Consider the following 24,837-nt stretch of genomic DNA (forward strand, 5'->3'; position numbering starts at 1 on the left):
TTTCAATAGAGATGTCGATACTGCTATCAGGCTTGCGCTTGCGCGGCCTGTTGACGTGCCAGTTCCTGGCGGTACAGCTGCATGAAATCGATGTTTTCCAGGTTCAGCGGCGGGAAGCCACCGTCACGGGTCACATCCGATACAATGCGGCGCACGAAGGGGAACAACAGGCGCGGGCATTCGATCAGAAGGAACGGGTGAAGCTGCTCATTCGGTACACCCGAAATGTTGAACAGTCCGGCATAGTCCAGTTCCATCACGAACAGCTCGGCGCCGGAATCTTTGGCCTTCGAGGTGATTTTCAGCTTGATTGCCACTTCGTACTGGTTTTCGGCCTCGCGCTTTTGCGCATCAAGATTGACCTGAACGCTAACGTCGGGCTGGACCTCTCCCGAGACTCGTTTCTGCGCGAGGATGTTCTCGAACGACAGGTCACGGATATACTGATTCAGCACGTTCAGTTTGATTTGGGGTGCGGCCTGAGCGGCACCGTTCTCGGTTTCGGCCATTTGGCGGACTCTCCTGCAAAATTGTTTGAAATCGCCTTATCAGGAAGGGCGCCGGGTCTCAATGCTTCGTCCAGCCCGAGGGGGTATGAGTGGGCTTTTTCGCGGGATCCACTTCGGAAAACTCTCCGTCAATGACATCCGCGCGCGGTTCCCGGCGGTATGTTGCGCGGTTTTCGCCCATGGAAAAGCTTTGCACAGTGACCCTTGACCGCAGATAGCGGAAGACGGCGACGCGAAACGGCGGAAACAAAAGCGCAAAACCAACCGCATCGGTAAAAAAGCCCGGCGTCAGCAAAAGCGCCCCCGCGATCAGGATCATCGCACCGTGGGCCAGGGGTTCGGTCGGGTCGTTCAACTCATTGAAAGACCTCTGAAGATTACCGATCGCCATGCGACCTTGTGTCCTGACCAACCAGGTGCCCAATACAGCCGTAAACAACACGATAAATAGCGTCGGCCATAAGCCGATGATGTCGCCAACCTGGATGAACAGGGCGATCTCGATCATCGGAACGGCGATGAAGGCCAACAAAAGCCACATAATTTTGGTTCTCCGTTACTTCCGGTAAGGTGGACTTGGTCCACCCCGTCACCTACATAAGTGCCAACAGACGTTACTTCCATGCCCGAGACGAGGTTCCCATGAGTTCACCCATCCTCCAGCTGCTTGTTCTGGCTGGCATCGCGGTCTTCCTGATCCTGCGCCTGAAAAGCGTTCTGGGAACCCGGGAAGGGTTTGAAAAACCGCCCGAGCCGTTGCAACCCGCCGAACGACGGGGGCCTGCGCTTGAGGTGATCGAAGGCGGTCCGGATCACGACATCGTCGATCACGTGCCCGAAGGCAGTGACAGCGCGCTGGCGCTTGCGGCGATGAAAAAGGTCGAACCGTCGTTTGGCGTTTCCGATTTCCTGCAGGGCGCCCGCGGCGCTTACGAGATGATCCTCATGGGGTTCGAACGTGGTGAATTGGCCGAGATCAAGCCGTTCCTGTCGGACGATGTCTATGAAAGCTTTGCCCAAGTGGTCGAGGCGCGTGAAAAACAGGGTCTGACGGTCGAGGCCGAATTTGTAGGTGTGCGCGAAATGACGCTGCATGATGCGCATTTCGACGGGGCGACAAATGAAGGCGAGGTCAGCGTCAAGTTTGTTGGCGAGCTGACATATGTCGTGCGCGACAATGCTGGGCAGATCGTCGAGGGCGACGAGCGCAAGGTCAAACGCCAGAAGGATGTCTGGACATTTGCCCGGACCATGGGCTCTGCCGACCCGAACTGGCAGCTTGTCGCCACGGGCGAATGAGTGCGGCGTTTCGGGCATTTCTGACCGCGGCGCTGGTGTGGACCGGGGCCGCGGCAATGTCTGAGACCACCTACTCCATCCTCGAATTCGATGCGCTTGACGGTTGGTCCGAGGACGACCACGAAGCCGCGCTTGCGGTTTTTCGCAACACATGCGGCGATTTCGACGCCCCGGATTGGCGGGCGTTGTGTTCTGCCGCTGACAACATTCCTGACGCGCGTGCGTTTTTTGAGCTGTTTTTCCGCCCGGTCCTGATCGAAGACGGGGCACCGCCCTTGTTCACCGGCTATTTCGAACCGGAGCTGAATGGCGCCCGTTACCCTGATGCACGGTTCCGGTTTCCGGTCTATCGCATGCCACCCGAGGCCCGGAACACAACGCCCTGGCTATCGCGGCGCGAGATCGAGACAACCGATGTTCTCCAGGGTCGCGGGCTTGAAATTGCCTGGGTCGACGACCCTGTAGAGTTGTTTTTCCTGCAAATCCAGGGATCGGGTCGTATTCGTTTGCCAGATGGAAGCCATATCCGTGTCGGCTATGGCGGATTCAACGGCCACACGTATCGCAGTGTTGGTGCCGAAATGGTCCGGCGTGGGATCTACTCCGCCCACCAAGTCAGCGCGGAGGTCATCAAGAACTGGGTGCGTCGTAACCCCGTCGAGGGCCTTGAACTGCTGCGCCACAACGACAGCTATGTATTCTTTCGTACAGTGAACCGGGTCTCGCCCGAACTGGGGCCGCTGGGCGCGATGAACCGCTCGATCACGACAATGAGGTCAATTGCGGTGGACCCCAGATTTGTGCCGCTGGGCGCGCCGGTCTGGGTTGAAAAGGACGGGGAAACTCCGATGCGGCGGCTGATGATTGCACAGGACACCGGTTCGGCGATTAAGGGCGCACAACGGGCGGATATCTTCTTTGGCACCGGCGACGCGGCGGGCAAAGCGGCGGGAATGTTGAAGGACACTGGACGAATGGTGGTGCTTTTGCCTATTCAGCGGGCTTACGCCATGTTGCCGGAAAGTGTGTTGTGACCCGCCGCCGCCTGACAGAAGACGAAATCGCATTATGGAAGAAAGTCGCCGAACAGACCGCGCGACTTCATCCCGAGCGCAAGTCAGGTGTGGGCCCGAAGCCCAAGCCCAAACCAATCAAACAGCCGCGCCCGCTTGCGTCCCTTCCCGCCTTTCGACTGGGAGAAAAAGCAGAGAACGCTGCGTCGGGCCATGACCTGTGGGGCGGGATTTCTGATCAAGTTGCCCGCGCGCCCTTGCAGATGGACAAGAAAACCTTTGGACGTCTGAAACGCGGCAAGCTGATGCCGGAAGGACGGATTGACCTGCACGGAATGACCATTGATCAGGCACATCCTGCCCTGACCGGGTTCATCCTGCGGGCCAGCGCGGAAGGAAAACGGCTGGTCCTGGTCATTACCGGCAAAGGCAAGTCGAAACCGGATGACGGGCCGATCCCGGTGCGGCGCGGCGTCCTGAAACATCAGGTTCCGCAATGGCTGTCGATGCCGCCGATGGCATCCCATGTTTTGCAGGTCGCCGAGGCACATCTGAAACATGGTGGCACCGGGGCCTATTACGTCTATCTTAGGCGATAAGCGTCACTCAGGCGGCACAACCTGATCTTTCAGTTCACGTGGGTAAATCAAAGGTTCGATACGTCGGCGGACATCAGGGCGTCCCGGTGCCGGATGGCGACAGCACGTATTCCGTTGCACGTTGCGACCTGACCACGGTGCTGGTCAACTGATCCAGCGGGTTGTCGGTTTGTAGTCCCAGGATGCGCTCAAGATCGCCAACTTTGTCGAACAACTCAATGACCCCCTGCGATTCAGCAACTGCGAAATGCCCGTCGCCTTTGCCGTCGGCCACATTGGTCAGGTCAATAATGATGACATCAAGATCCGCCAATTGGTCGATATCCTTGGCGCGACCAAGGCGCACCGTGTTGTTGTTCAGCTGTTGTGAAAGCTGTAGCACCCGGTCTTTTTGGGAAACGGCGATCACGAACGGATCAGGAAGCGGCTGAATTTGGTGGGCCTGTTGCCGGAACAGGTCAATCGGCACGTCGGGCGAAATCAGTGCAACGGCCGAGATATTGCGGTGTGACCACCCGGGTTCCTGAAGCTCGATCTGGCGCATGGTTTCCATCAGCAGGGCCGATCCCATGGAATGCGCCACCACGATAACCCGCCGGGCGTTGGACCGGGACAACAGCCGCAATAGCGTTTCAAAATCGTTACGCGAATACAAAACGCTTTCACGGTCATAGGTATAGCCAAAGGCCTTGCCGGCGCTGGGCCAGGAAAACGGCACCACGACTCCACGCACTTTCAGGTCCTCGACGACCTGCGCCGAGCGATAGACCGCGTTGGCATATGAGTTGAAATAGCCGTGGACAAAGACCAGGACATCCTGATCCGCCGGTGGTCGCTGGGCCAGTTCGCGGTTCACTTCACGCAGGAACGCCTCTTGGCTTTCAAGTGTCGTTTGCGCGGCAATGGCAAAATGTTTCTCAGGGTTTGGATCGCGGTACGAGACCGAGAACTTGCCAGGCTGGTGTTTCAGCGGCACAGAAACCGAGGTCTTGCGAAATTGCACCTGCGATCCGCGCCCGGAATCGAAAAAGCCCTGATTCGACAGGGTTCGGTTGGTAGCCACCAGCAAGGTATGTTTTTTCTGGATTGCGGCCGCCTCGGGTACGACGGGCGCATAGGCGCGGTCGCTGCAGGCGACAAGAAACAGCGCAACACACAGGAAGCTCAGAACGCGTTTCAATGTGAACTCCGAAAAAGGGGTGGCCGGGTTGATTTGGCCACCCCGAAATGAGTCACATGTATCACAGCACGTAGCGGCTTACATCTGTAGATCGCGCAAGTTCGCCAAGGTTCGTTTCGACGAAGGCCGCATCCACCGTCACCGCTTCGCCCGCGCGGTCGGGGGCCGAGAAGGCAAGGTCTTCGAACACCCGTTCAATCACCGTATAAAGCCGCCGGGCGCCGATGTTTTCGACCGATTGATTGACCTCTGCCGCAATCTTGGCAAGCGCCGCGATCCCGTCTTCGGTAAAGGATACCGTGACCTCTTCGGTTGCCATCAACGCGGTATATTGCAACGTCAGCGCATTGTCGGTTTCGGTTAGTATCCGTACGAAATCCTCTTCGGTCAGGGCGCGCAACTCGACCCGGATTGGCAGGCGGCCCTGCAACTCGGGCAACAGGTCCGACGGTTTGGCGATGTGGAACGCCCCCGACGCAATAAACAGGATATGGTCGGTTTTGACCGGGCCGTGTTTGGTGGAAACCGTCGTGCCCTCGATCAGCGGCAGCAGGTCGCGTTGAACCCCTTCACGGCTGACGTCGCCGCCGCGGGCTTCTTGCCGGGCACAGACTTTGTCGATCTCATCGAGAAAGACGATGCCGTTCTGCTCAACTGCCTCAAGCGCGGCCTTGGTCACGATTTCATCATCCAGAAGCTTGTCGGCCTCTTCCGAGATCAGGATGCCATAGCTTTCTGCGACGGTCATGCGCCGCTTGACGGTTCGCCCGCCAAAGGCCTTGCCGAAAATATCACCCAGGTTCATCATTCCCATCTGGCCACCGGGTTGGCCGGGGATGTCGAACATGCCGCCCATCGGGTTCGACGTGTCGGCGACGTCCAGTTCGATGATTGTGTCGTCCAGCTCGCCTGATTTCAGCTTTTTGCGGAACATCTCGCGCGTGCCCTCGCGGGCGTCTTCGCCGGCAATCGCAGCAATCACGCGGTCTTCGGCGGCCTTGTGCGCGTTGGCTTTCACGTCTTCGCGCATATGCTCGCGGGTCATCGCGATCGAGGCATCAACCAGATCACGGACGATCTGTTCCACATCACGCCCGACATAGCCGACTTCGGTGAACTTGGTGGCTTCGACCTTGATGAAGGGCGCTTTGGCCAGTTTCGCCAGGCGGCGGCTGATTTCGGTTTTGCCAACGCCAGTGGGTCCGATCATCAGTATGTTCTTCGGATACACCTCGTCGCGCAGGTCGTCCGTCAGCTGCTTGCGTCGCCAGCGGTTGCGCAAGGCGACAGCCACGGCGCGCTTGGCGTCCTTTTGGCCGATGATGAAACGGTCAAGCTCCGAGACGATCTCGCGGGGGGTCAGGTCGGTCATGTGAATTCTCCTGAAAACCTGTTTGGTTTTACGGGTAGGATTGTTGGTTGGGCTCTCAGGCCTTGATTTTCTCAACCGTCAGGTTGCCGTTGGTATAGACGCAGATGTCGGCGGCGATCGCCATCGCCTGACGTGCCACCTCTTCGGCCGATTTATCGGTGTCCATCATCGCGCGGGCTGCCGCCAGCGCGAAGTTCCCACCCGAGCCGATCGCCGTCACATCATGTTCCGGCTCCAGAACGTCCCCTGCCCCGGTGATGACAAAGATGTCCTTGCCATCCGATACGATCAGCATCGCCTCAAGCTTTTGGAGGTACTTGTCAGTGCGCCAGTCTTTGGCCAGTTCGACACTGGCACGGGCCAGTTGGCCGGGGGTTGCTTCAAGCTTGGCTTCCAGACGTTCCAAGAGGGTGAAGGCATCGGCTGTTGATCCGGCGAAACCGGCGACGACCTCGTGCCCGCCGGGGGTCAGGCGTCGCACTTTGCGGGCCGATCCCTTGATGACGGTCTGACCAAGAGAGACCTGTCCATCACCGGCGATCACGACCTCGCCATCCTTCTTCACACCGATGATCGTGGTCCCGTGCCAGCCGGGGAATGTATCTTCGCCCATGAAAACCTCCACTTTGGTTGAGATCGTATATGGGGCGCGGCGCGGGGTGACGCAACAGCCATCGCGTCGCGGATAGGGTCAAGCCGTTTTCAAACTGCTCAAAAGCTATGCAATGCGTGCATATCGGGGCTGTTTTGGCGGCTATTGTGAAAGTTCTGTGACACAATTACATGCGGCGCGTTGGCCGACATCGGGTCGGTCGCACCATCTGAAAGGAAAGACACATGGCATATATTCTGAACGCCACCAAAGTGCCTTTCGGAGCAGTCGCGGCTCTCCGTCTGGTCAACGCATTTTCGAACACCGCAGATTGGCTGCGTGAACGTCGTGACGCCCGCCGTACCCTGTTGGCGCTGGACCGTCTGACCGACCATCAGCTGAAAGACATCGGCCTGCGCCGTATTGACTACTACTAAGCGTTTTTCGCTCTCTCCTCCCAGGAAAAGGCCGCACCGATATGTCGGGGCGGCTTTTTCTTTGTGGGCATTCCTCTGCCTATCCGTTCAAAAAAGAAGGGCGCCCCGAATGGGACGCCCCTTTTCAGTCGATCCGGTAATCGGATCAGATCGAGTCTTCGATCCAGCTTTGCAGCGCAGCTTTCGGGGCCGCGCCCGCACGGTTCGAAATCACCTGACCATCTTTAAAGATGAACAGCGCCGGGATGCCACGGACACCAAGCGCAGCCGCGGCGCCGGGGTGTTCATCGACATTGACCTTGGCGATCTTGATCTTGCCGGCCATCTCGTCCGACAGTTCTTCCAGTGCCGGACCGATTTGCTTACAGGGGCCGCACCATTCGGCCCAAAAGTCCACCACAACGGGGACATCGGAATTCTTGACTTCGGCGTCGAAGGTATCGTCGGTGACAGCGACGGTTGCCATTTTGAAATTCTCCTGAGAGTGAGCGGGTTCGAACGAACCTAGGAAGACCTCTAGCCAAGGTCAAGATATCTGGGCGTCGCGCAGGGCATCTGTCACAAGATCGTGTGGTATCGGCATAAGCTCGGCGGTTCTGGTCCACAGGATCGCCGTATCAATCCGGCGGTCGGGATAGATCTGCGTCAGCGCGTGAGCATAGGCTCCCATCTGCCGTAACAACCCGCCCGGCACTTGCAACGGGTCACCCGGAACCACGGCATTTGTCTTGAAATCCACGGCAAGCACGCGGTCATCTTCTATGACCAGCCGGTCAATGGTGCCGTGGATGCGGTTTGCTCCCAATGCGGCGGTGACGGACACTTCTGCAAGCGTATCTTCGCGGAACAGGTTGGCAAGTTCGGGCCGAGTCAGAACGCCGGATGCCTCGGCCAGAAGGTCGGGCAAGTCGGCAGCTTTGGGCGCGATCTCATCCAGAGACAGAAGAGTACGCGATACCGTGTCCCAGTCCTTTGGCGCGTAGCTTGGCAGGTGTTCCAAAAGAGTATGAATCCAGGTGCCACGTAGCTTCGCGGCCTCTTCGTCCAGTCCCGCTTCGCCCGCCAGCGCCTTTGCACCCCCTAGGTCCGACGGGCTGAGGGTCTTGTTCTGTTGCGTCGGAGTTGGCGCCGGCTGCCGAAAATGTGCTGGCACCTCGGGCAGTACGACGGCTGATGTGCTATCCGCTTCAACGGTTGGCCCGGTCCAGGACCCATGCTCAAGCCGTCGCCCTGCCCCGCCCGGCATATCCATTTCGACAGCGCCCGCCGCGGTCATGCCTTGTTCGATGATGTCATACCAGGCGGTGCCATCCGTCCCAAGGTTGCCCGATGCCGCCACGATCAGCCAGGTTTCCGCCCGTGTCAGCGCAACATAAAGCAGGCGCAGCCGTTCTTCGGCATCGCGGTCTGCGGCTTCGGCCCGCGTCTCTTCAATAATCTGCGGAGTTTCGTCCTTGGAGCCGGGCCAAACTGCCGCCCCATCAACGCCAACAATTGCCGCTGCGCCGCGTTTCTGGCGATGCGCTGTATCCGGCAGGATCACGATCGGCGCCTCAAGCCCCTTGGCCCCATGTACCGTCATCACCCGGATACGGTTTCCGGCGCTGTCCATCTGGCGTTTGATCTCGATGTCGTCGGTTTCCATCCAGACAAGGAACCCCGTCAGGCTGGGGACGGCGCTTTTTTCATAAGACAGCGCCTGAGACAACAGTGCGTTGATGCCATCCTCGGCTTCGACCCCAAGACGCCCCAACAGTTTTCGCCGCCCGTCATGCCGGGTCAGGATGCGTTCGATCAGGTCATAGGGCCGCAGGAAGTCCGTTTGGGCCAAAAGGTCATTGAGAATGGCAAGCGTTTTCGGGTGCTGCTGGGCCTTTTTCCGCAGAACCTGCCACAGGAACTGCTTGCCGCGTCCGTGGGCCAAAGTGAACAAATCCTGTTCGGACCATCCGAACAGCGGCGATTTGAGCGCCGTGGCCAAAGACAGATCGTCTTCTGGCGTCGCCAGGAACGACAGCAGCGCAGCCAGGTCCCTGACAGCCAATTCGCCCCCGACCTTCAGACGGTCCGCCCCCGCTATCGGTAGCCCAGCTTCCTTGCAGGCGCGAATGATCTCGTGAAACAGGGTTGAGCGTCGTTGCACCAGTATCAGGAAATCTCCCGGTTGCACCGGACGCATTTCATACTGCCCGTCTGTCCCCTTTTGGGCCGGAATAGTCTCGTTTTCTGCGATCATCCGGGCGATTTCGGATGCGATCCTTTCGGCAAGGATGACCGAGTGGTGGGTTTCAGCCACGCGGTCGACCGGGTCGAACCAGTCCCCGTCCTCTGGTGCCTGAACCGTGTCGACGACGGGCCACATATCCACCCTGCCCGGCAAGTCGCCGTGAAAGGCGCGGTGCTTCATTTCTTGCGGGAAGCTTGTTGGTGCGCGGTTTTCGAAACAGGCATCGACAAGACGCAGGATCGCTTCTGACGATCGGAAGGAATACTCCAGAACCCGGTTCTGAAGCGGCTCGCCGATGGTTTCAAGCCGGGCCGCGAAATCGGCCCGCATCCGGTCGAATTCCGCAGGGTCCGCGCCCTGGAAGCTGTAGATTGACTGTTTCTTGTCCCCGACGACAAAAATCGTGCGGGTGGTGTCGCGGGCGCCGGTACCGGATGTGAATTCCTGCGCCAGGCTTTCGATCACCTGCCACTGGGTCGGGCTGGTATCCTGCGCCTCGTCCACAAGGATATGGTCAATCCCGCCATCCAGCCGATACAGCACCCATTCCGCGACGCCAGGACTGGCCAGCAATTGCCCGGCGCGCTGGATCAGGTCGTCGAAATCCAACCAGCCGCGATCCTGTTTCCGGGCTTCGTATTCGGTCAGGAATGCATGACCAAACCGATGCAATGCCATGCTGCGCCGGGCGGTTGTGAGGGCAATACGCTGTTGGCGGGCTGTTTCCACACGCCGCATCAGATCGTCAAGCGCAGGCATATCGCTGGTCAGCGCGGACTGTGTCTTTTTGGTTGGAACAGAGCCTATTTTGGCGGAAAAGGGCTCTTTTGCGCCGGACCCGCTCAAAAAGACACTCTCGAGAACCGGCAGGTCGCCAAAGTCAAACCGCGTGATCGTGGCAAGCTTGTCTGCATTTTTCTGATCGGTGACCGACCCGCCACGCATCGCTGTGATCACATTTGCAAGCAACGCGCGTTCGCTGCCAAGGAATACTGAACCAGCGATGTCAGATTCGGTTGTACCGATGGGCAACGACAACGCCTGTGCCAGTGCGGTCTCATCCGGGGGCGACAGGAAAAGAGCCCGTTTTCCAACGATCTGTCCGGCCAGGTCGACAAGGCTTTGACCGGTGAAATGCAGCGCGACCTCGTCCACCAGCCCGGCCTGCGCACCCAGCGCCATGTCATCAAGGATTTCCTCGCGCAGCAATTCGCCCGCGCGGTCCTCCATCTCGGTGAAAAGTGGAGAAACGCCGGCCTCCAGTGGGAACCGGCGCAACAAGGTGGCGCAGAAGGAGTGGATCGTCTGGATTTTCAAGCCACCCGGCGTTTCGATGGCGCGGGCAAACAACGTGCGTGCTTTGCCAAGCCGCTGCGCACCAATGTCGCCCTCATAGCCAAGCTCGGCCAAATCCTTGCGCAGTTCCGCGTCGGGCTTCATCGCCCATTCCCCAAGCCGCCGGAAAAGCCGGTTCTGCATCTCGCTGGCGGCGGCCTTGGTGTAGGTCAGGCAAAGAATATGCTGTGGCAGTACCTCTGCCAGCAACAGACGGGCCACCCGGTCGGTCAGAACCCGCGTTTTGCCCGATCCGGCATTGGCCGAAAGCCATGTCGACACTTCGGGCCGCGCGGCTTGAACCTGGCTTTCGGTGGCATCGTTGCGCAGGATCATGACAGCACCTCTTTTACCGGCAATTGGGTCAGGTCCCATTCGCCAAACCGGGCAAGTTGGTCATAGTCCGACGTATCGGTGTCCTTGAACATGGCGATCCGGGCCGAAAAGCCGCGGTTTTCGGACAGGTATGCGCCGATCAGCGCTTCGAACTGCTCCCAGACCTGCGTGGCAGGGATCTCATCAAGTGGGGCCGCGACGTCCTTGGGCGGATTGCCAAGGCCGATGAACACCGCGTCGCTGACATCGGACGGGTCAATACGGTCGAAATCCCCCCTTTCCGCCATCGCCGCCTCTAGCAGTAGTTGCTTGTCGAAATCCTTTTGTTGCTTCGGAGTCGGCGGGTTGCCGGTCTTGTAATCATAAAGGATCAGCCGGCCATCTTCGCGCTGGTCGATGCGATCGGCCTTGCCCGTCAAAGTGAACCCAAGCGCCGTGATGACCGATGTCGCAGACCGTTCAAGTGCGATCGGAACCGCAGTCTGGCGCCGTCTTTGTTCGGAGGTCACGAAATAGTCGGACAGCCGGATCAGGCGCGCCTTCCAAAGCGCCCGAGCCGAAGGCCAGGGCACGTTTTCGGCTAGAACAGAGTCTGTTATGGCCAGAAACCGGCTAACCGTCAAAGCGTCGGCGCTGTCCAGAGTCTGGCGAATGAAACCTTCGAGGATGTCATGCACCACGATCCCGCGCAGCAACGCGTCAGGCGTCTTCATCAGGCTGTTGAGCGGTTTCAGGCGAAGGACATCACGGGCATAGATCGCATAAGGGTCGCGGATCAGCGTTTTGATCCTTGTAACCGACAGTTGGCGCGGTCGTGCATCAATCGGCGGGCAAGGCGAAGGGCGGTGAGCCGGCGCCACATGTGTTGGTGCTTCCAGAGCCCGGGCAAGCGACAGCCAATGATTGCCGCGCGCGGCCATGTCCGAGAGCGCTTGTTGCCCGCCCTGCCCTGGCAGTCCGGACATCAAGTTCTCGATCCGGTTCAGCCAGCGCGATGGCACGGTTTCGGCTTCGTCGCTGCGTAAGGACCGGGTTAGCCAGACCTCGGGCGCGGCGATGGCTTGCTGGAAATCATGCGCCGACAGGCCAATCCGACGTTCCGGCAAAAGTAGCCCGGCGTCGTGACGCATCTGGCGATTAAGCCACGGGTCGGGCGGCGGAGTTTCCGGCCATGACCCTTCGTTCAGCCCGCCTAGAATGACCAGGTCCGCCCCCTGAACCCGCGCTTCAAGTGTGCCCCAGATCAGGATATGTGGATGTCCGGCATCGCGGTCGCGCACTTCGCGGCCCGCCATGACTGCGCCAAACAAATCGCTGTAATCCGGTGCCGAGATCTCGCCTGCATGAGGCGCAGATTCGGCGATGTCCTGTACCAACCGGGCCGCTTCCCGGCCAGCGTTTTCATCCCAAAGCCTGCCTGCCCCGTCGCCGGGCCCCTGCGCAATCCGTTCGGCGACGGCAATATGGGTGTCCAGCCTTTCCGACAGGGTTCTTGCCACGTCCTTGGTGTCAGCGGTCAGCCAGTTTGCAATCCACTCTACCCAATCCGACACGTCCCGCTTCCGTCCCACTGCCCATGCCGCCAGGGTTGGACCGTCGGGGTAAACCACGCCTTTGTCACGTATCCAAAGCTCAAGATCGCGGGTGTTCAGCAGGTGGTCGGCGCGGTCCGTGCCGCTGTGACACAGGGGATGCTTGAGCAGGGTCAGCAAAGTCTCGGCTGTGATTTTGCGGTGAAACAGGGTCGAAACATGCCGCAGGAACCGCCCCGGCGGACTAAGTTGCAGCGGCATGCCCGCGCTGTCATCCGGGCGGATGTTCCATTGCTCAAGAGCGGCTGAAACCTGACGAGTCAGCATGCGATCAGGTGTGATTAACGCAGCCGTCTGGCCCTGTTCTGCGGCCTCGCGCAGTCTGAGCGCGATCGCCAAAGCCTCGTCCCGCTGGGAAGGTGCCTTGAGCAGTGTAACCTGTGCCAGCGCAGGGACCAGATCGGGCAAGGCGGGACCCTCACCCAACCAGGCATCGGTTACAGGTGCTGGGCGCAGGGCCAGAGACACCAGCTTGTTGCGCGCAGAGTTAGGCGGTGCCGCCTCGATCCAGGGACGGACAGAAGCCGGGGTTGTGTCCAGCATATCGGCAAGTTTGCGGAACCGGAATTGCGGATGATCTTCGGCCGTCAGCGCATCATCCATGCGTGCCCAGACCGTGTCAGGCGTGTCAAAGTCGAACCCGGGCAGGACGATCGCACCTTGCGGCAGCCGTGCAATGGCCTGCATCAGCAGCATCGTCTGGCCGCGCGACCCTGTCGAGCCGGCCAGGATGATCGGATCCTGTGGCGGGACCTGCGCCCATTGATCGGCCAGCGCCTCAATCACCTTGCGTTGGCGGGTTTCCGCGTCCGGCGCGGTGTCGGTGGCGTCAAGAAATGTCCGGGCAATGTCGATAAACCGCAGCGCCCTTTGCCAATGACCGGAAAGGTCGGACACATCCAGACTGGCAATTGTATCGGGTGTGACGCCCTCACCGGCCATTTCAGAAAATAGCCCCGCAAGGCTGTCGGCCAGATCAAAAAGCGAAGCACGCGCAGCAAGGTCAGGTTCGGCGTCAAGAAGGCGCGATATCAGCTCAATCAACTCAAAACGGCGCTGCAAAGGGGGCACCGGGCGGGCAAGCTCGGCGGCCTGAACCTCGGCGCCGAAATCGGTGACCAGCTGAATGCGCGGAAGGATCGTAGGTGGCCCTTGGTCAAAAATGGCGCGGACCCGGCGCTGCATCCGGCGTGTGTTCACGATTAGCCGCACGCGGGCCATGTCCTCGGGCGCGCGCCCGGCCATTCGTGCGCGCAGACCATCGACCAATGCCTTGGGGAAATCGACACCGGGCGCCAGCCCGAACAACCGCGGGGATTCGTTAGGCTCAAACATCGGGTGACTCCAACATCCGTTCCGCTTGTGCGATCCCCGCAGGCGATCCGACATCGCACCACGAACCGGTATAGCTGACCCCGAAAAGACGGCCATCAGCGGCGATCTGATCCCAGGTTCGGTTGAGTGAAAAGACGGTGCCGTTCGTTCGCATGACCGGATCTTGCTGTATGATCTGAACGCCGCCAAAGACCAGGCCGGGACCGCGGGCCAGCCGGCCGTTAGAGCCCAGAGTGAAATCGCCATTCCCGGCGTGCGAGTTGGCGTTGGCCACCGGAACACACAGCAAAAGCGCATCCATCCGTTCGGCGTCCCAATTGTCACGCAGCACCCGGAACGGGTTCGGGCCGGACCAGATCGCGTCGGTATTCGACGTATAGACCGGGCCGTCGCCCAGATCGGGCAGGGCGGCTTTCAGCCCGCCGCCAGTATCAAGGATGTCGGGTGTTTCGTGGCGAAAGATTACCCCGGACCCGGCCAGATGCGTGGCAAGCTGCGCGGCGCGGTAGTGGCCGTTGACAACGATGACCCGTGGATCAAGCGCTCGGGCCAGGTCCAGCGTGTGGTCGATGAGGGCGCGGCCGCCAACTTCGATCAACGGCTTTGGCACGGTATCCGTCAGTGGCCGCATCCGGGTTCCGAACCCGGCGGCAAACAGCATCATGGCGTCGGGGTCGTGGGGCATTGGTCTTTCAGTCGCAAAAGGATTTCAGGCGAAGGCGGGGGCAGGGCGCCAATCAGTTCGGCGCGTGCGGGGCGAAGGGCAGGGTGGTCAAACGCGCTTTCAATATGGGCCCAGACGCGCGGGATCAGGTCGATATAGTCTGACTTGCCCGCAACAAGGGACAACCGGGCAAAAACCCCAAGTATCCGCAGGTTGCGCTGCAGGCCCAGAACGGCGCAAGAGGCTGAAAACGCGTCAATATCCAGCCCCGCCGCATTTGCATAGCGGTCGATCTGGGAGGTTGCGACTTCGGGAGTCACATCGCGTCGCACGTCCTGCAGGAATGACACCAGATCATAGGCCCGGTGCCCCGCCAGCGCGTCTTGGAAATCCAACAGGCCAACCCGCGCCGCATCGGTTCGTTCAGGCAGCCAGATTACGTTTTCGCTGTGATAGTCGCGCAGGATCATCACGTCGCTCTGCGCGGCATGAGAGTTCAGAAGCGCGTGCAGGACGGGCAGGGCGCGAAGCTCAGCGGCGCCTGCCGTGTCTGCGTCAACGGCGCCGCGCATATACCACGAATAGGCAAACCCGGCCTGTTCCGTCATCAGTTGTGGTGTAAAACGCACCAGCCACTCCGGGGCGGGGTGTTGATGAAGCGTCAAAAGAAGGTCGGTCGCACCATCATAAAGCTCCTTTTCCCGTGACGGTTCTGCCTCGATCAGGCGGGCAAAAACCGCGTCACCCAGGTCTTCCAACAGAAGGAAACCATTGACGGAATCGGCGGCCAGTATGGCAGGCGCGGACAGGGACAACGACGTCAGGTGGCGCGCAACCTGCTGAAATCGGTCGATGTCTTCGCCTTTGGCTGGGTCAGCGTCCATCAGTATCGCGGATTGCCCCGCGTCCCCGATCAGGCGCTCATACCGGCGGGCCGAGGCATCCCCGGCAATTTCCCGACGTGCAGCGGCGCCCCATCCAACTCGGGCCAGGAAAGCGCGGATCAGCGCGTCACGGTCAGCCATTGGAAACGCCTTGCAGTCGGGCGGTCCATTTCGGGTCGCTCCAGGATGCGCGCAGGGTGCGGCTGCCTTCGACCGGACCAAGTGAAAACTGTAGCAGAAGGGCGTTCTCCGGGGTCAGGTCGGCCAGGCGATCTGGCCATTCGATCAGGCAAAGACAATCTTCGAACGCGTCGACAAGCCCCAGTTCGACCACTTCATCGGGCGACGTCAGCCGATACAGGTCGGCGTGCCAGATTTCAAAGTCTGCGGTGTCATAGGTCTGGACCAGTGTGAAAGTCGGGGAGGGTACGTCCTCGGGGATGGGCAGAAGATGCTGGATCAGGCTGCGGGCAAAATGGGTCTTTCCAGTGCCGATATCCCCTTCCAGAAGCACCACGTCACCGGGCAAAAGGCGCACCGCCAGTTGCGCCGCAAGATCAGCGGTGGCATCAGGGGAGGAAAGGGAAAATTCGGTCGCCTGCGACATCTGCAAATGATCGCATCGCCGCCCATCCCCTGCAAGGTGGAACGGGGCTCAGGCGCTTTCTTTTTTGCGGGCAAGGCCAGGGCGCGAGAGGCCCATTTTCGGCGCATCCTCGAACACGATGACAGTGGCGCCGCCGGATACCGGTCGCAGATGCAGGTTCAAGACCCGCCCGGACCGCAGTGAAACCTGGCCAGACCACGGTTCGCGGGCCCCGTCGGTCATGATGCTGTCGGCCACCCGTTCCCAGATCGCACTGGGCTGACAGGCTGATTCCCAGACATTCAGGGCCTCGCTGATCGCGTATTCGCCAAGGCCGGTTTCGGGATCACTGTCCCAAAGCGTGCAATAGGCCGTATTGCACAGCGACAGGACGCCATTGGTGGCAAAGACCACGACGGCGGGATCGACCGCATCCAGAACCGACTGACCCAACTCAAGGTCAGCGCGGAACCGGCGCGTCAGCGAGATTTCGGCCGAGATATCCTCAAAAAGGAAAGCGATCGCTCCGTCCGGGTGGGGGCGGCCCGAAACGCGGTAGGTCAGGCCGGATGGCAGGGTCCATGTCTCGGAGAATCGGTCATCCGAGGCCGCCGCGACCAGTTCGGCAATCCGTTCGCGCCACGTGGAATAGTTCTTGGGCTCAGGAATGATCCGATTGTCGCGCATCCGGTCGAAAAACGTCAGAAGGTTCGGACGGGCTGACAGAAAATCCGCTGGAAGCGCTGTCAGGTCGATCAGGGCGGGGTTGAACAGGACCAATTGCCGGTGCCGATCGAAAATCGCCAGCCCGATTGAAAGATGGGCAAATGTCTTGGTCAGTGTCTGCACAAAGTTGCGCTGGGCGATCTCGGCGCGGACTGCGGGTCCGGCATCGGTGGCGAAAAAGAACCGATCGCCATAGGCCTGTACTTCGGTCACATCCACCCAGCGCGTGGTCTCTCCTTCACCCAGGCGGGTGCGTGTCGGTCCGGTGCCATCGCCTGGGGCGGCCAGGGCCGTGCCAGTCGCCAGCCCCAGTTCATTGTGCATTGAGTGATAGGCGTCATTGGCCCAAATCAGCTGACCCGCCGAATTTGTGCGCCAGATCGGATAGGGCGCAAGTCGCGCTGCGGCGCTGATTTCGGTGGTGGCCTTGCGGGTTTCCGGTGTTTCCGGGAGAGCGGTAACAAAGACCTTTGTCCGGTCCTCCAACCGTTCGATCCGCACGGCGGTGGCAGTGTCGCCCCGGCTTGATGGATGCACGGTGTCGGGTTGCGGTGAAAGACCCAGAACGTCAGGGATGTTCTTGTACCTCTGACCCAGGAGTTTCGACACCACCGGCCAGTCCGCTGTGTCGGGGTCAAGAGCAGCATCACCCAGATATCGACGTCCATTGGCGTTACAGGCGATCAGCATGCCCTGACGAAAAATCATCAAGGGATCCTGATGCGATGCCTCCAACCCGTCCAGATCAGGCGTGGCCGGAGGCAAGGCGGCGCGCTTTCCCATCGGTAATAGCCGGGTCAGCACCACCGCCAATGACAATCCCAACGCAGCAATCGCAAGGTATTCAATAATGTTCGATGCCATGGACCGTCCCTTCCTGACCCCAGCACCCGCTCCGAGCCCTATCCTAGCAGGTCAAATCGTTAACAGGCGGTTAAGCTTTTGAAATTGTCATGTATCAATCAATGGGTTGTCGCCCATTCCAACCGCGTGATCCCCGGACTTGGCGTCGATTTCAGCCCGTGGCCAGATCACCTCGACGATGGCGCCGCGCCGTTCGCCGGTGCCTTGCCGGGGTGAGAACGTGTCGGACCCGTTAGCAAAGATCAGCTCGGCCCCCGACCGTTCCAGAAGAGTTTTGGCAATGAAAAGACCCAGTCCCATGCCCTCGTATCCGGGGCGCTGTTTGCGTTCCGATCGCCGCTTGCGCACAAACGGATCGCCGATGCGCCCGATCAGGTGCGACGGATAGCCCTTGCCGTCATCCATGATGCGAATGGTGATTACCTGATCGGTCCAGCCGGTCTCGATCCAGACATTGGCGCGGGCGAAATCTACCGCGTTCTGGATCAGGTTGCGCAGTCCGTGGATGATCTCGGGGCGGCGCAGGATGGACGGGATCTGGCCGTCATTGTTTTCAGACAGAAGCGTTTCGAAATGCACAGCCTTGCCACGATCCAGATGCGGTTCGGCCGCTTCCTCGATCACTGTTGGCAGGGGGGCTTGCCGCAGGTGCAGGTCATCCTTGCCCGCACGCCCCATCGACCGCAGAATATCACGGCACCGGTCGGCCTGTTCCCGGATCAACGCTGCGTCCTCGTAAAGGTCGGGATCGTCGGACAATTCTTCCATCAGTTCCGCCGAGGTCAGCTTGATCGTCGCCAGAGGCGTGCCCAGTTCATGCGCCGCTGCTGCCACGACTCCGCCGAGGTCCGTTAGCTTCTGTTCCCGCGACAAGGCCATCTGGGTGGCGGCCAGTGCTTCGGCCATGGATGCCATTTCGCTGACGACGCGGCGCGAGTAGATCGACGAGAAAAGGATCGCGATCACGATTGCGCACCATGTTCCATAAAGAAAGATGTCGGGAATCCTGAGGATAAACCCCTGTTCGGTGCGCAGGGGAAAGTGAAACTCGACCATTAGCGTCACCAGGAAAATGGCGACCGACGCCAAAAGCACGGTCGATCGCACCGCCAGCACCGAGGCAGAGATCGTGACAGGCCCGACGACAAGGATCGAGAACGGATTGTGCAGCCCTCCGGTCAGGAACAAAAGGAAACACAGCTGCAACAGGTCGAACAGGATCATCAGGAAGTTTTCGTATTCCGACAGAAGCTTGTTCTCGGGGAAGACGAATTTTGCGATCAGGTTGCCGCTGACCGAGATGCCGACGGCAAGGTAGCACAGCCCGTATTCCAGGTTCAGCTTGAACACCTGCTGCGCCACGATCAGCGCCACAACCTGTCCGATGATCGCAATCCAGCGCACAAGGATGATGGTGCGCAACCGGATCCAGTTGCCGCGGCGCTGGCCGGAAAGAAGTTCGGCCGAGAAATCAGTCATGCGGCACCTTTACCCTTGTTCGTCACGCCACAATTGTTAGGTGTCCCCGCAGGATCAATCAACAACGCCCGAGGATGGGACCCATGTTGCGCGCCATTGCCGTTCTTGCTGTCTTGATCGTAATCGTCTTCCTGGGGTGGATGGTATATCTCAACCTTCAGGTCGGCGATGGCGGTGACCAGTTCGCCCAATGTCGCCAATCCGCAGTTGCAGGTGGGGCCGCAGCCATTGGTGGGCCGTTTGAGCTGGTGGATGAGACTGGGAAAACGGTGACCGATGCCGATGTTCTGTCCGAACAGCCGTCGCTGATCTATTTCGGCTATACCTTCTGCCCCGATGTCTGCCCGATGGACGTATCGCGCAATGCCGAGGCAGTGGAAATCCTTGAATCCAAGGGCAAGATCGTGCAGCCCGTCATGATCACCATTGACCCCGAGCGCGACACTCCCGAGGTCATGGCCGAGTTTACCGACTATTTGCATCCGCGAATGCTTGGTCTCACCGGGACGGCGGAACAGGTCAAGGCAGCAAGCCAGGCCTATCGCACCTATTATCGCAAGCAGGCGTCCGAGGATGAGTTCTATCTGGTCGATCATTCGACCTTTACCTACCTGACCCTGCCGGGACACGGGTTTGTCGAGTATTTCAAACGCGACGTGACGCCGGAACAGATGGCCAAAACCGTCGGCTGTTTCGTAGACAAGATGTAATTGCCCGCGGCGTTTGACCACCTTGTGCCTGCGGGCTAATACTTGGCAAAGGCTGTTTCGTTACAAGGGGACAAATGCATGGCGGAAAAGACGCTGAGGGAGATCGGCCCGGACAAGTCCTTGCTTCTGGTGGACGATGACGAGCCGTTTCTGAGGCGTCTGGCCAAGGCCATGGAAAAGCGCGGCTTCGAGGTTGAAACCGCCGGTTCCGTTGCCGCCGGCAAAGCCATCGCAACCGCGCGCCCACCGGCCTTTGCCGTGGTCGATCTGCGGCTTGAGGATGGCAATGGTCTGGATGTGGTCGAAGTTCTGCGCGAGAAACGCGAAGACGCCCGGATCGTGGTCCTGACGGGCTATGGCGCCATTGCCACTGCGGTTGCCGCAGTCAAGATTGGCGCGACGGATTACCTGTCCAAGCCCGCCGACGCCGCCGATATCATGAACGCGCTTCTCAGTCCCGAGGACGAACTTCCGCCGCCTCCTGAAAACCCCATGAGCGCCGACCGGGTGCGTTGGGAGCATATCCAGCGGGTCTATGAGCTGTGCGACCGCAACGTGTCGGAAACGGCGCGTCGCCTAAACATGCACCGCCGCACGCTTCAGCGCATCCTTGCCAAGCGCAGTCCGCGCTGAACCGTCGGAATTGGGTATTTGCGACCAGTAAAAAGCGCTGGTTGAATCAGAGATCGAACCGTTTCAATACCTTGTCGACGGTCTGGCCGTTGTCGAGCGTAACATCGGTTTTGCGGCCATAATCTTCGAATCCCCGGCTCTGGTAATAAGTCAGACCACCGGTGTTGTCGGCGCGGATATTTGCGTTGATCCATTTGTATCCGAGACGCCGGGCCGCGGATTTCGTAGTCTCAAACAGGGCTGAACCGACGCCAATACCGGTTTTGCCAATCGCGGCAAATGTGGCGATGTCGCAGGCGTCTGTGGGTAGGTCAGGGTGGGGACCGATCCACTGAAACCCCAAAAGCGCGCTGGAATTGTCCTCGGCGACATGCCAGGCAACGCGATCGCTGCCCTCGTCCATCCATCTCGCCAGATCGGTGTAATTGACCGGGTTTGTCATGGCCGTGGTGCCGCCGATGGTGATGATCTCGTTCAAAAGATCAGCCATGGCCCTCGTGTCGGCACGTGAGGCGCGTCGGATATGAAGTGTCACAACGCCGCCATCAGTGCATCAAACCGCGACGTAAAGGCGTGGCGGGTTTCAAGAGGTGGCCGCAGGTCGATTGTCAGCCCGTCGATTACTTCGGGCTTTGGTTTGCCAAAAAACTTGTTGGCCTCGATCTCGGAAAACCCCGCGATCTGGGTTGCCTCCATCCAGGCGCTGATCTTGTCTGCGCGCTTGATCTGCGCTTTCACCGTTTTAGGCAGGGCGGCGGGCAGGCCGAAGCGCAGGTGAATCGCTGCGGTCAGTCGTTCATCCAGCGCGCCGTACCCCGATCCCACCGCAGCCTTGACCGGCGAGATCATGTCGCCGATCACGTATTCCGGCGCGTCGTGCAGCAGTGCGGCCAGGCGCCACTTCATGGGCGCTTTCGGATACATGCGGCTAAACAGGGTTTCGACCAGGATCGAGTGTTCGGCGACGGAATAGGCAAAGTCCCCGACCGTCTGGCCGTTCCAGCGCGCAACGAAGGCAAGGCCATGGGCGATGTCCTCGATCTCGATATCCATCGGTGTCGGGTCCAGCAGGTCCAGTCGCCGCCCCGAAAGCATCCTTTGCCAAGCGCGCGCCATGGCTTTTCCTTCGTGCAATGTCTTGTTTCGGAAAGGGATACCCAAATCATTCCTGCCCGAAAAGCCGGGACCGTGACATTGCGCAAAAAAGCCACCGCCACGGTTTTGCCACATTTCGGCGTTACCCTTCTTTCTATCGCGTTCACCTGCTGCCGACGGAACCGTGAAGTGGTGTGTTTTGTATTCCGTGCGGTGCAACACGACATAAGGAACGAGGGGGGCACGTTTTCCTCCCGCGTGTCCCCTTCGGACCTTCCCTTGTTCGCAGGAGACACCAGATGTTCAAACGTATCTTATCTACCGCCTTGTTGTTCGGCATGGCCGCCACCGCGCCACCTGCTTTTGCAGCCAATTGCGCGATGCGCGACGCGCTTGTGGACCACCTTGAAACGAAGTTCGCCGAAAGCCTGACTGCAGCGGGGTTGCAGGCTGGATCCGGCGCACAGACCATGGTCGAGGTCTGGTCCTCTGATGCCACCGGCACCTTTACCGTCATCGTCACCAATGCGCGCGGGGTGTCCTGCGTGGTGGCGACGGGAACCGACTGGTTCCAAACCGACCCGACACCAATGGTAACCGACAGCCCAAGCTGACATTGCCGCCCCGCTCTGCCAGTGCTATCTGAGGCAAAACCGATTTGCCGAAGGAGCACGGCCAGCATGCCGACAGAATATATTATCAAGGACATCGGCTTGGCCGAGTTCGGTCGCAAGGAACTGGACATCGCCGAGACCGAAATGCCGGGCCTGATGGCCCTGCGCGAAGAATACGGGGACAGCCAGCCGCTGAAGGGCGCGCGGATTGCCGGGTCGCTCCATATGACGATCCAGACTGCCGTTCTGATCGAAACGCTGGTCGCCCTGGGCGCTGAAGTGCGCTGGGCGTCATGCAACATCTTCTCAACCCAGGATCACGCCGCCGCCGCGATTGCCGCTGCCGGGATTCCCGTTTTTGCGATCAAGGGTGAGACGCTGGAAGAATACTGGGACTATGCCGACCGCATCTTCATGTTCGAAGAAGGCGGCTGCAACATGATCCTGGACGACGGCGGCGACGCGACGCTGTACATCCTGATGGGCGCACGGGTCGAAGCCGGCGAGACCAACCTGATCGAGGTTCCGACCTCGGAAGAAGAGGTGGCGCTGTTTGCCCAGATCAAGAAACGCCTGAAGGCAAGCCCGGGCTGGTTCACAAAGCAGCGCGAGATGATCAAGGGTGTGACCGAGGAAACCACCACCGGCGTGCATCGCCTCTATCAGATGATGGAGAAGGGCCACCTGCCTTTCCCCGCGATCAACGTCAATGACAGCGTGACCAAGTCGAAATTCGACAACAAGTATGGCTGCAAGGAATCGCTGGTCGACGGCATTCGCCGCGCCACCGACACGATGATGGCGGGCAAGGTCGCCGTGGTTTGTGGCTACGGTGATGTGGGCAAGGGCTCGGCCGCATCGCTGCGCGGTGCAGGTGCGCGTGTGAAAGTGACCGAGGTTGACCCGATCTGTGCGCTGCAAGCCGCAATGGACGGTTTTGAGGTCACAACCTTGGAAGACGAAGCTGCCACCGCAGACATCTTCATCACCACCACCGGCAACAAGGACGTGATCCGCATCGAGCATATGCGCAAGATGAAGAACATGGCCATCGTTGGCAACATCGGCCATTTCGACAACGAAATTCAGGTCGCCGCGCTGAAGAACCACAAGTGGACGAACATCAAGGATCAGGTCGACATGATCGAAATGCCCTCGGGCAACAAGATCATCCTTCTGTCCGAGGGACGCCTGCTGAACCTTGGCAACGCAACCGGGCACCCCAGCTTCGTGATGTCGGCCTCGTTTACCAACCAGACCCTGGCCCAGATCGAGCTTTGGACCCGCGGCGAGAACTATGACAACAAGGTCTATGTTCTGCCCAAGCACCTGGATGAAAAGGTCGCCCGGCTGCATCTGGCGCGGGTTGGCGCAAAACTGTCGAAGCTTGCACCGGAACAGGCCGATTATATCGGCGTCGCGGTCGACGGGCCGTTCAAGCCCGAGCATTACCGCTATTGATTGGCTGTTGATGACACCAAGAGGCCGTCCGAAAGGGCGGCCTTTTTTGTTGTGTTGGGATCCAGAGACGCGACAGGGTTCGTGAGGTCACATGGGTTGTGGTGGGGAAAGCGTTGTGTCTTTTCCCTTTGTGATGCCGGTTGAGTTGTCTAACGTTGTCACACAGGCGACCACGTCTGAAATTTTATTCAAGGGCAGATGGCCCGACAATTCTTGGGAGTGAACTAATGGGTAAACGCGACGATCTGATTGCACAATATGCGGATGATCTGAAAAACAAGTGTGGCATGACGCCGGACATGGACCTGCTGACCAAGGTCACCATCGGCTGCGGGCCGGCGATTTACGACGCGGATGCCTCGACCGTGGCCGCCACCCAGGAAGGTGAGATCGAGACGGTAAAAAACAACTATCTGATCAAGAAGTTGGGTCTGAAGGATGGGCCGGAACTGGATGCCGCCATTGACTCGGTCATTGACACCTATGGCCGCTCTGAGCGCAACAAGTATCGTGCCGTGGTCTATTACATGCTGTGCAAGCATTTCGGGAAAGAAGCCGTTTACGGTTGACCAACCCACCGATCTGCAAGAAAGCGCCCGCCAGTAGGTGGGCGTTTTTATTTTAATCTTAGACACTTGGTATTTGCCCAGCGCCACCCGTTCCGCTAGGTCTTGGACAACGGTCAGGATGGCCGAACCCTAAAAAGATACGCGTGTGGTGAGTAGGGAGCACGTGGGGCAATGGGGGGTTCGGCTTTTTTAACCGAATCCCCCATTCGCGTTCGGTGGCCTTCCCGAAACCAGAGTCTGTATCGGTTACAGTATTCCCAGAACCAGTCCCATCACCGTACAGCCAAAGGTGGCATATCCGCCGTCGATCCATTTGAGATCGCTCGGTTTGTCGGCAAAGGTGTAATTGGTGACCAGCCACGGAGTTGCCAGGAATGCACCGATCCCAAAACCCGCGACCAGACCCTTGACCGCGCCGTCAATTCCACTGAGGCCAAAGATGTGGCGCATCATACCGGCCACAATCAGTGCGCAGATTAAGGCAATGATATAGGTGCTTTTGTCGGCGGCGTTTGCGGGCCGTCCATCTTCACCCTTTGCAACTCCGGCTGCGGCCATCCAGCGGTCGCCCAGCACCATGTACCAGACCGCACCAAATGCAAAAGACGCCACCGCAGCAACAATCACGCTTACCAGTTCCATTTCCTACTCCTGTCCCTATTGCGTTATGCGGGCAGTATGACCGGGAAAAACGGCGTTGGCATAGCGATATTTGTCGGCGGTCAC

General features: G+C 59.5%; 25 protein-coding genes. 9 read left to right on the forward strand and 16 right to left on the reverse strand.

The annotated features are described in order from the left end of the window. Positions 1-26 precede the first annotated feature (26 nt). Positions 27-509 (reverse strand): protein-export chaperone SecB, encoded by a 483-nt coding sequence (gene secB, locus JQ863_RS01680; protein WP_204112598.1) that lies wholly within the window; start codon positions 507-509, stop codon positions 27-29. A 58-nt stretch (positions 510-567) separates the two neighbouring features. Then, the gene (locus JQ863_RS01685; RefSeq protein ID WP_204112599.1) at positions 568-1,050 is read right to left on the reverse strand and encodes an FxsA family protein; all 483 of its coding nucleotides are present in this window, start codon (positions 1,048-1,050) and stop codon (positions 568-570) included. Positions 1,051-1,151: 101 nt separating this feature from the next. On the opposite strand from JQ863_RS01685, the gene JQ863_RS01690 reads away from it, so the two are divergent. The 3 genes from JQ863_RS01690 to JQ863_RS19585 all read left to right on the forward strand — a co-directional run bounded on the left by JQ863_RS01690 (position 1,152) and on the right by JQ863_RS19585 (position 3,420). Continuing rightward, positions 1,152-1,808 (forward strand): Tim44/TimA family putative adaptor protein, encoded by a 657-nt coding sequence (locus JQ863_RS01690; RefSeq protein WP_204112600.1) that lies wholly within the window; start codon positions 1,152-1,154, stop codon positions 1,806-1,808. Next, a complete protein-coding gene (gene mltA / locus JQ863_RS01695; protein WP_204112601.1) occupies positions 1,805-2,842 on the forward strand; it encodes a murein transglycosylase A in 1,038 nt (345 codons plus the stop codon). Before JQ863_RS01690 ends, mltA begins: the two co-directional genes overlap by 4 nt. Before the next feature lie 242 nt (positions 2,843-3,084). Next, positions 3,085-3,420 (forward strand): Smr/MutS family protein, encoded by a 336-nt coding sequence (locus tag JQ863_RS19585; RefSeq protein WP_338055466.1) that lies wholly within the window; start codon positions 3,085-3,087, stop codon positions 3,418-3,420. 73 nt (positions 3,421-3,493) lie between these two features. Here JQ863_RS19585 and JQ863_RS01705 read toward each other — a convergent pair whose 3' ends face one another. The 3 genes from JQ863_RS01705 to hslV all read right to left on the reverse strand — a co-directional run bounded on the left by JQ863_RS01705 (position 3,494) and on the right by hslV (position 6,585). Then, positions 3,494-4,600, reverse strand: coding sequence for an alpha/beta hydrolase (locus JQ863_RS01705; RefSeq protein ID WP_204112603.1), 1,107 nt, complete (start codon positions 4,598-4,600; stop codon positions 3,494-3,496). Positions 4,601-4,661: 61 nt separating this feature from the next. Beyond that, positions 4,662-5,972, reverse strand: coding sequence for an ATP-dependent protease ATPase subunit HslU (gene hslU, locus JQ863_RS01710; RefSeq protein ID WP_204112604.1), 1,311 nt, complete (start codon positions 5,970-5,972; stop codon positions 4,662-4,664). A 55-nt stretch (positions 5,973-6,027) separates the two neighbouring features. Next, positions 6,028-6,585, reverse strand: coding sequence for an ATP-dependent protease subunit HslV (hslV, locus tag JQ863_RS01715; protein ID WP_204112605.1), 558 nt, complete (start codon positions 6,583-6,585; stop codon positions 6,028-6,030). A gap of 224 nt (positions 6,586-6,809) precedes the next feature. On the opposite strand from hslV, the gene JQ863_RS01720 reads away from it, so the two are divergent. Then, entirely contained in the window at positions 6,810-7,001 is a 192-nt protein-coding gene (locus JQ863_RS01720; protein WP_204112606.1) for a DUF1127 domain-containing protein, read from the forward strand. A gap of 145 nt (positions 7,002-7,146) precedes the next feature. Here the strand turns inward: JQ863_RS01720 and trxA are convergent, their stop codons facing one another. The 8 genes from trxA to regB all read right to left on the reverse strand — a co-directional run bounded on the left by trxA (position 7,147) and on the right by regB (position 19,029). Then, positions 7,147-7,467 carry a thioredoxin gene (gene trxA / locus JQ863_RS01725; protein WP_204112607.1) on the reverse strand — a complete coding sequence of 107 codons (321 nt, stop codon included), beginning with the start codon at positions 7,465-7,467 and terminating at the stop codon, positions 7,147-7,149. A gap of 60 nt (positions 7,468-7,527) precedes the next feature. Continuing rightward, entirely contained in the window at positions 7,528-10,899 is a 3,372-nt protein-coding gene (gene addA, locus JQ863_RS01730) for a double-strand break repair helicase AddA (protein WP_204112608.1), read from the reverse strand. Beyond that, positions 10,896-13,826, reverse strand: coding sequence for a double-strand break repair protein AddB (addB, locus tag JQ863_RS01735; protein ID WP_204112609.1), 2,931 nt, complete (start codon positions 13,824-13,826; stop codon positions 10,896-10,898). Before addB ends, addA begins: the two co-directional genes overlap by 4 nt. Then, positions 13,819-14,511, reverse strand: a complete 693-nt coding sequence (locus JQ863_RS01740) for a nucleotidyltransferase family protein (protein ID WP_204112610.1) — start codon at positions 14,509-14,511, stop codon at positions 13,819-13,821. The genes addB and JQ863_RS01740 overlap by 8 nt, the downstream gene beginning before the upstream one ends. Next, positions 14,487-15,515 carry an aminoglycoside phosphotransferase family protein gene (locus tag JQ863_RS01745; RefSeq protein ID WP_204112611.1) on the reverse strand — a complete coding sequence of 343 codons (1,029 nt, stop codon included), beginning with the start codon at positions 15,513-15,515 and terminating at the stop codon, positions 14,487-14,489. The genes JQ863_RS01740 and JQ863_RS01745 overlap by 25 nt, the downstream gene beginning before the upstream one ends. After that, the gene (gene tsaE, locus JQ863_RS01750; RefSeq protein WP_204112612.1) at positions 15,508-15,981 is read right to left on the reverse strand and encodes a tRNA (adenosine(37)-N6)-threonylcarbamoyltransferase complex ATPase subunit type 1 TsaE; all 474 of its coding nucleotides are present in this window, start codon (positions 15,979-15,981) and stop codon (positions 15,508-15,510) included. Before tsaE ends, JQ863_RS01745 begins: the two co-directional genes overlap by 8 nt. 48 nt (positions 15,982-16,029) lie before the next feature. Continuing rightward, positions 16,030-17,550, reverse strand: coding sequence for a PAS-domain containing protein (locus JQ863_RS01755; RefSeq protein WP_204112613.1), 1,521 nt, complete (start codon positions 17,548-17,550; stop codon positions 16,030-16,032). A gap of 87 nt (positions 17,551-17,637) precedes the next feature. Further along, positions 17,638-19,029, reverse strand: a complete 1,392-nt coding sequence (gene regB / locus JQ863_RS01760) for a sensor histidine kinase RegB (RefSeq protein ID WP_204112614.1) — start codon at positions 19,027-19,029, stop codon at positions 17,638-17,640. A gap of 83 nt (positions 19,030-19,112) precedes the next feature. On the opposite strand from regB, the gene JQ863_RS01765 reads away from it, so the two are divergent. Further along, positions 19,113-19,739, forward strand: a complete 627-nt coding sequence (locus JQ863_RS01765; RefSeq protein WP_204112615.1) for an SCO family protein — start codon at positions 19,113-19,115, stop codon at positions 19,737-19,739. A gap of 78 nt (positions 19,740-19,817) precedes the next feature. Further along, a complete protein-coding gene (locus JQ863_RS01770) occupies positions 19,818-20,372 on the forward strand; it encodes an ActR/PrrA/RegA family redox response regulator transcription factor (protein WP_204112616.1) in 555 nt (184 codons plus the stop codon). A gap of 46 nt (positions 20,373-20,418) precedes the next feature. Here JQ863_RS01770 and JQ863_RS01775 read toward each other — a convergent pair whose 3' ends face one another. Next, a complete protein-coding gene (locus JQ863_RS01775; protein WP_204112617.1) occupies positions 20,419-20,862 on the reverse strand; it encodes a GNAT family N-acetyltransferase in 444 nt (147 codons plus the stop codon). Positions 20,863-20,903: 41 nt separating this feature from the next. Beyond that, on the reverse strand, positions 20,904-21,488 hold the full coding sequence (locus tag JQ863_RS01780; protein ID WP_204112618.1) for an HD domain-containing protein: 585 nt from the start codon (positions 21,486-21,488) through the stop codon (positions 20,904-20,906). 278 nt (positions 21,489-21,766) lie between these two features. On the opposite strand from JQ863_RS01780, the gene JQ863_RS01785 reads away from it, so the two are divergent. The 3 genes from JQ863_RS01785 (at position 21,767) to JQ863_RS01795 (ending at position 24,111) form a co-directional block, all read left to right on the forward strand. Beyond that, entirely contained in the window at positions 21,767-22,081 is a 315-nt protein-coding gene (locus JQ863_RS01785) for a hypothetical protein (RefSeq protein ID WP_204112619.1), read from the forward strand. 66 nt (positions 22,082-22,147) lie between these two features. Continuing rightward, positions 22,148-23,542, forward strand: coding sequence for an adenosylhomocysteinase (gene ahcY / locus JQ863_RS01790; protein WP_204112620.1), 1,395 nt, complete (start codon positions 22,148-22,150; stop codon positions 23,540-23,542). Between the two features lie 227 nt (positions 23,543-23,769). Next, a complete protein-coding gene (locus JQ863_RS01795; RefSeq protein WP_204112621.1) occupies positions 23,770-24,111 on the forward strand; it encodes a DUF2853 family protein in 342 nt (113 codons plus the stop codon). A gap of 246 nt (positions 24,112-24,357) precedes the next feature. Here JQ863_RS01795 and JQ863_RS01800 read toward each other — a convergent pair whose 3' ends face one another. Beyond that, positions 24,358-24,753, reverse strand: a complete 396-nt coding sequence (locus tag JQ863_RS01800; RefSeq protein ID WP_204112622.1) for a DUF1761 domain-containing protein — start codon at positions 24,751-24,753, stop codon at positions 24,358-24,360. Positions 24,754-24,837 lie beyond the last annotated feature (84 nt).

The organism is Shimia biformata, assembly GCF_016888515.1.
GTDB lineage: Bacteria > Pseudomonadota > Alphaproteobacteria > Rhodobacterales > Rhodobacteraceae > Shimia_A > Shimia_A biformata.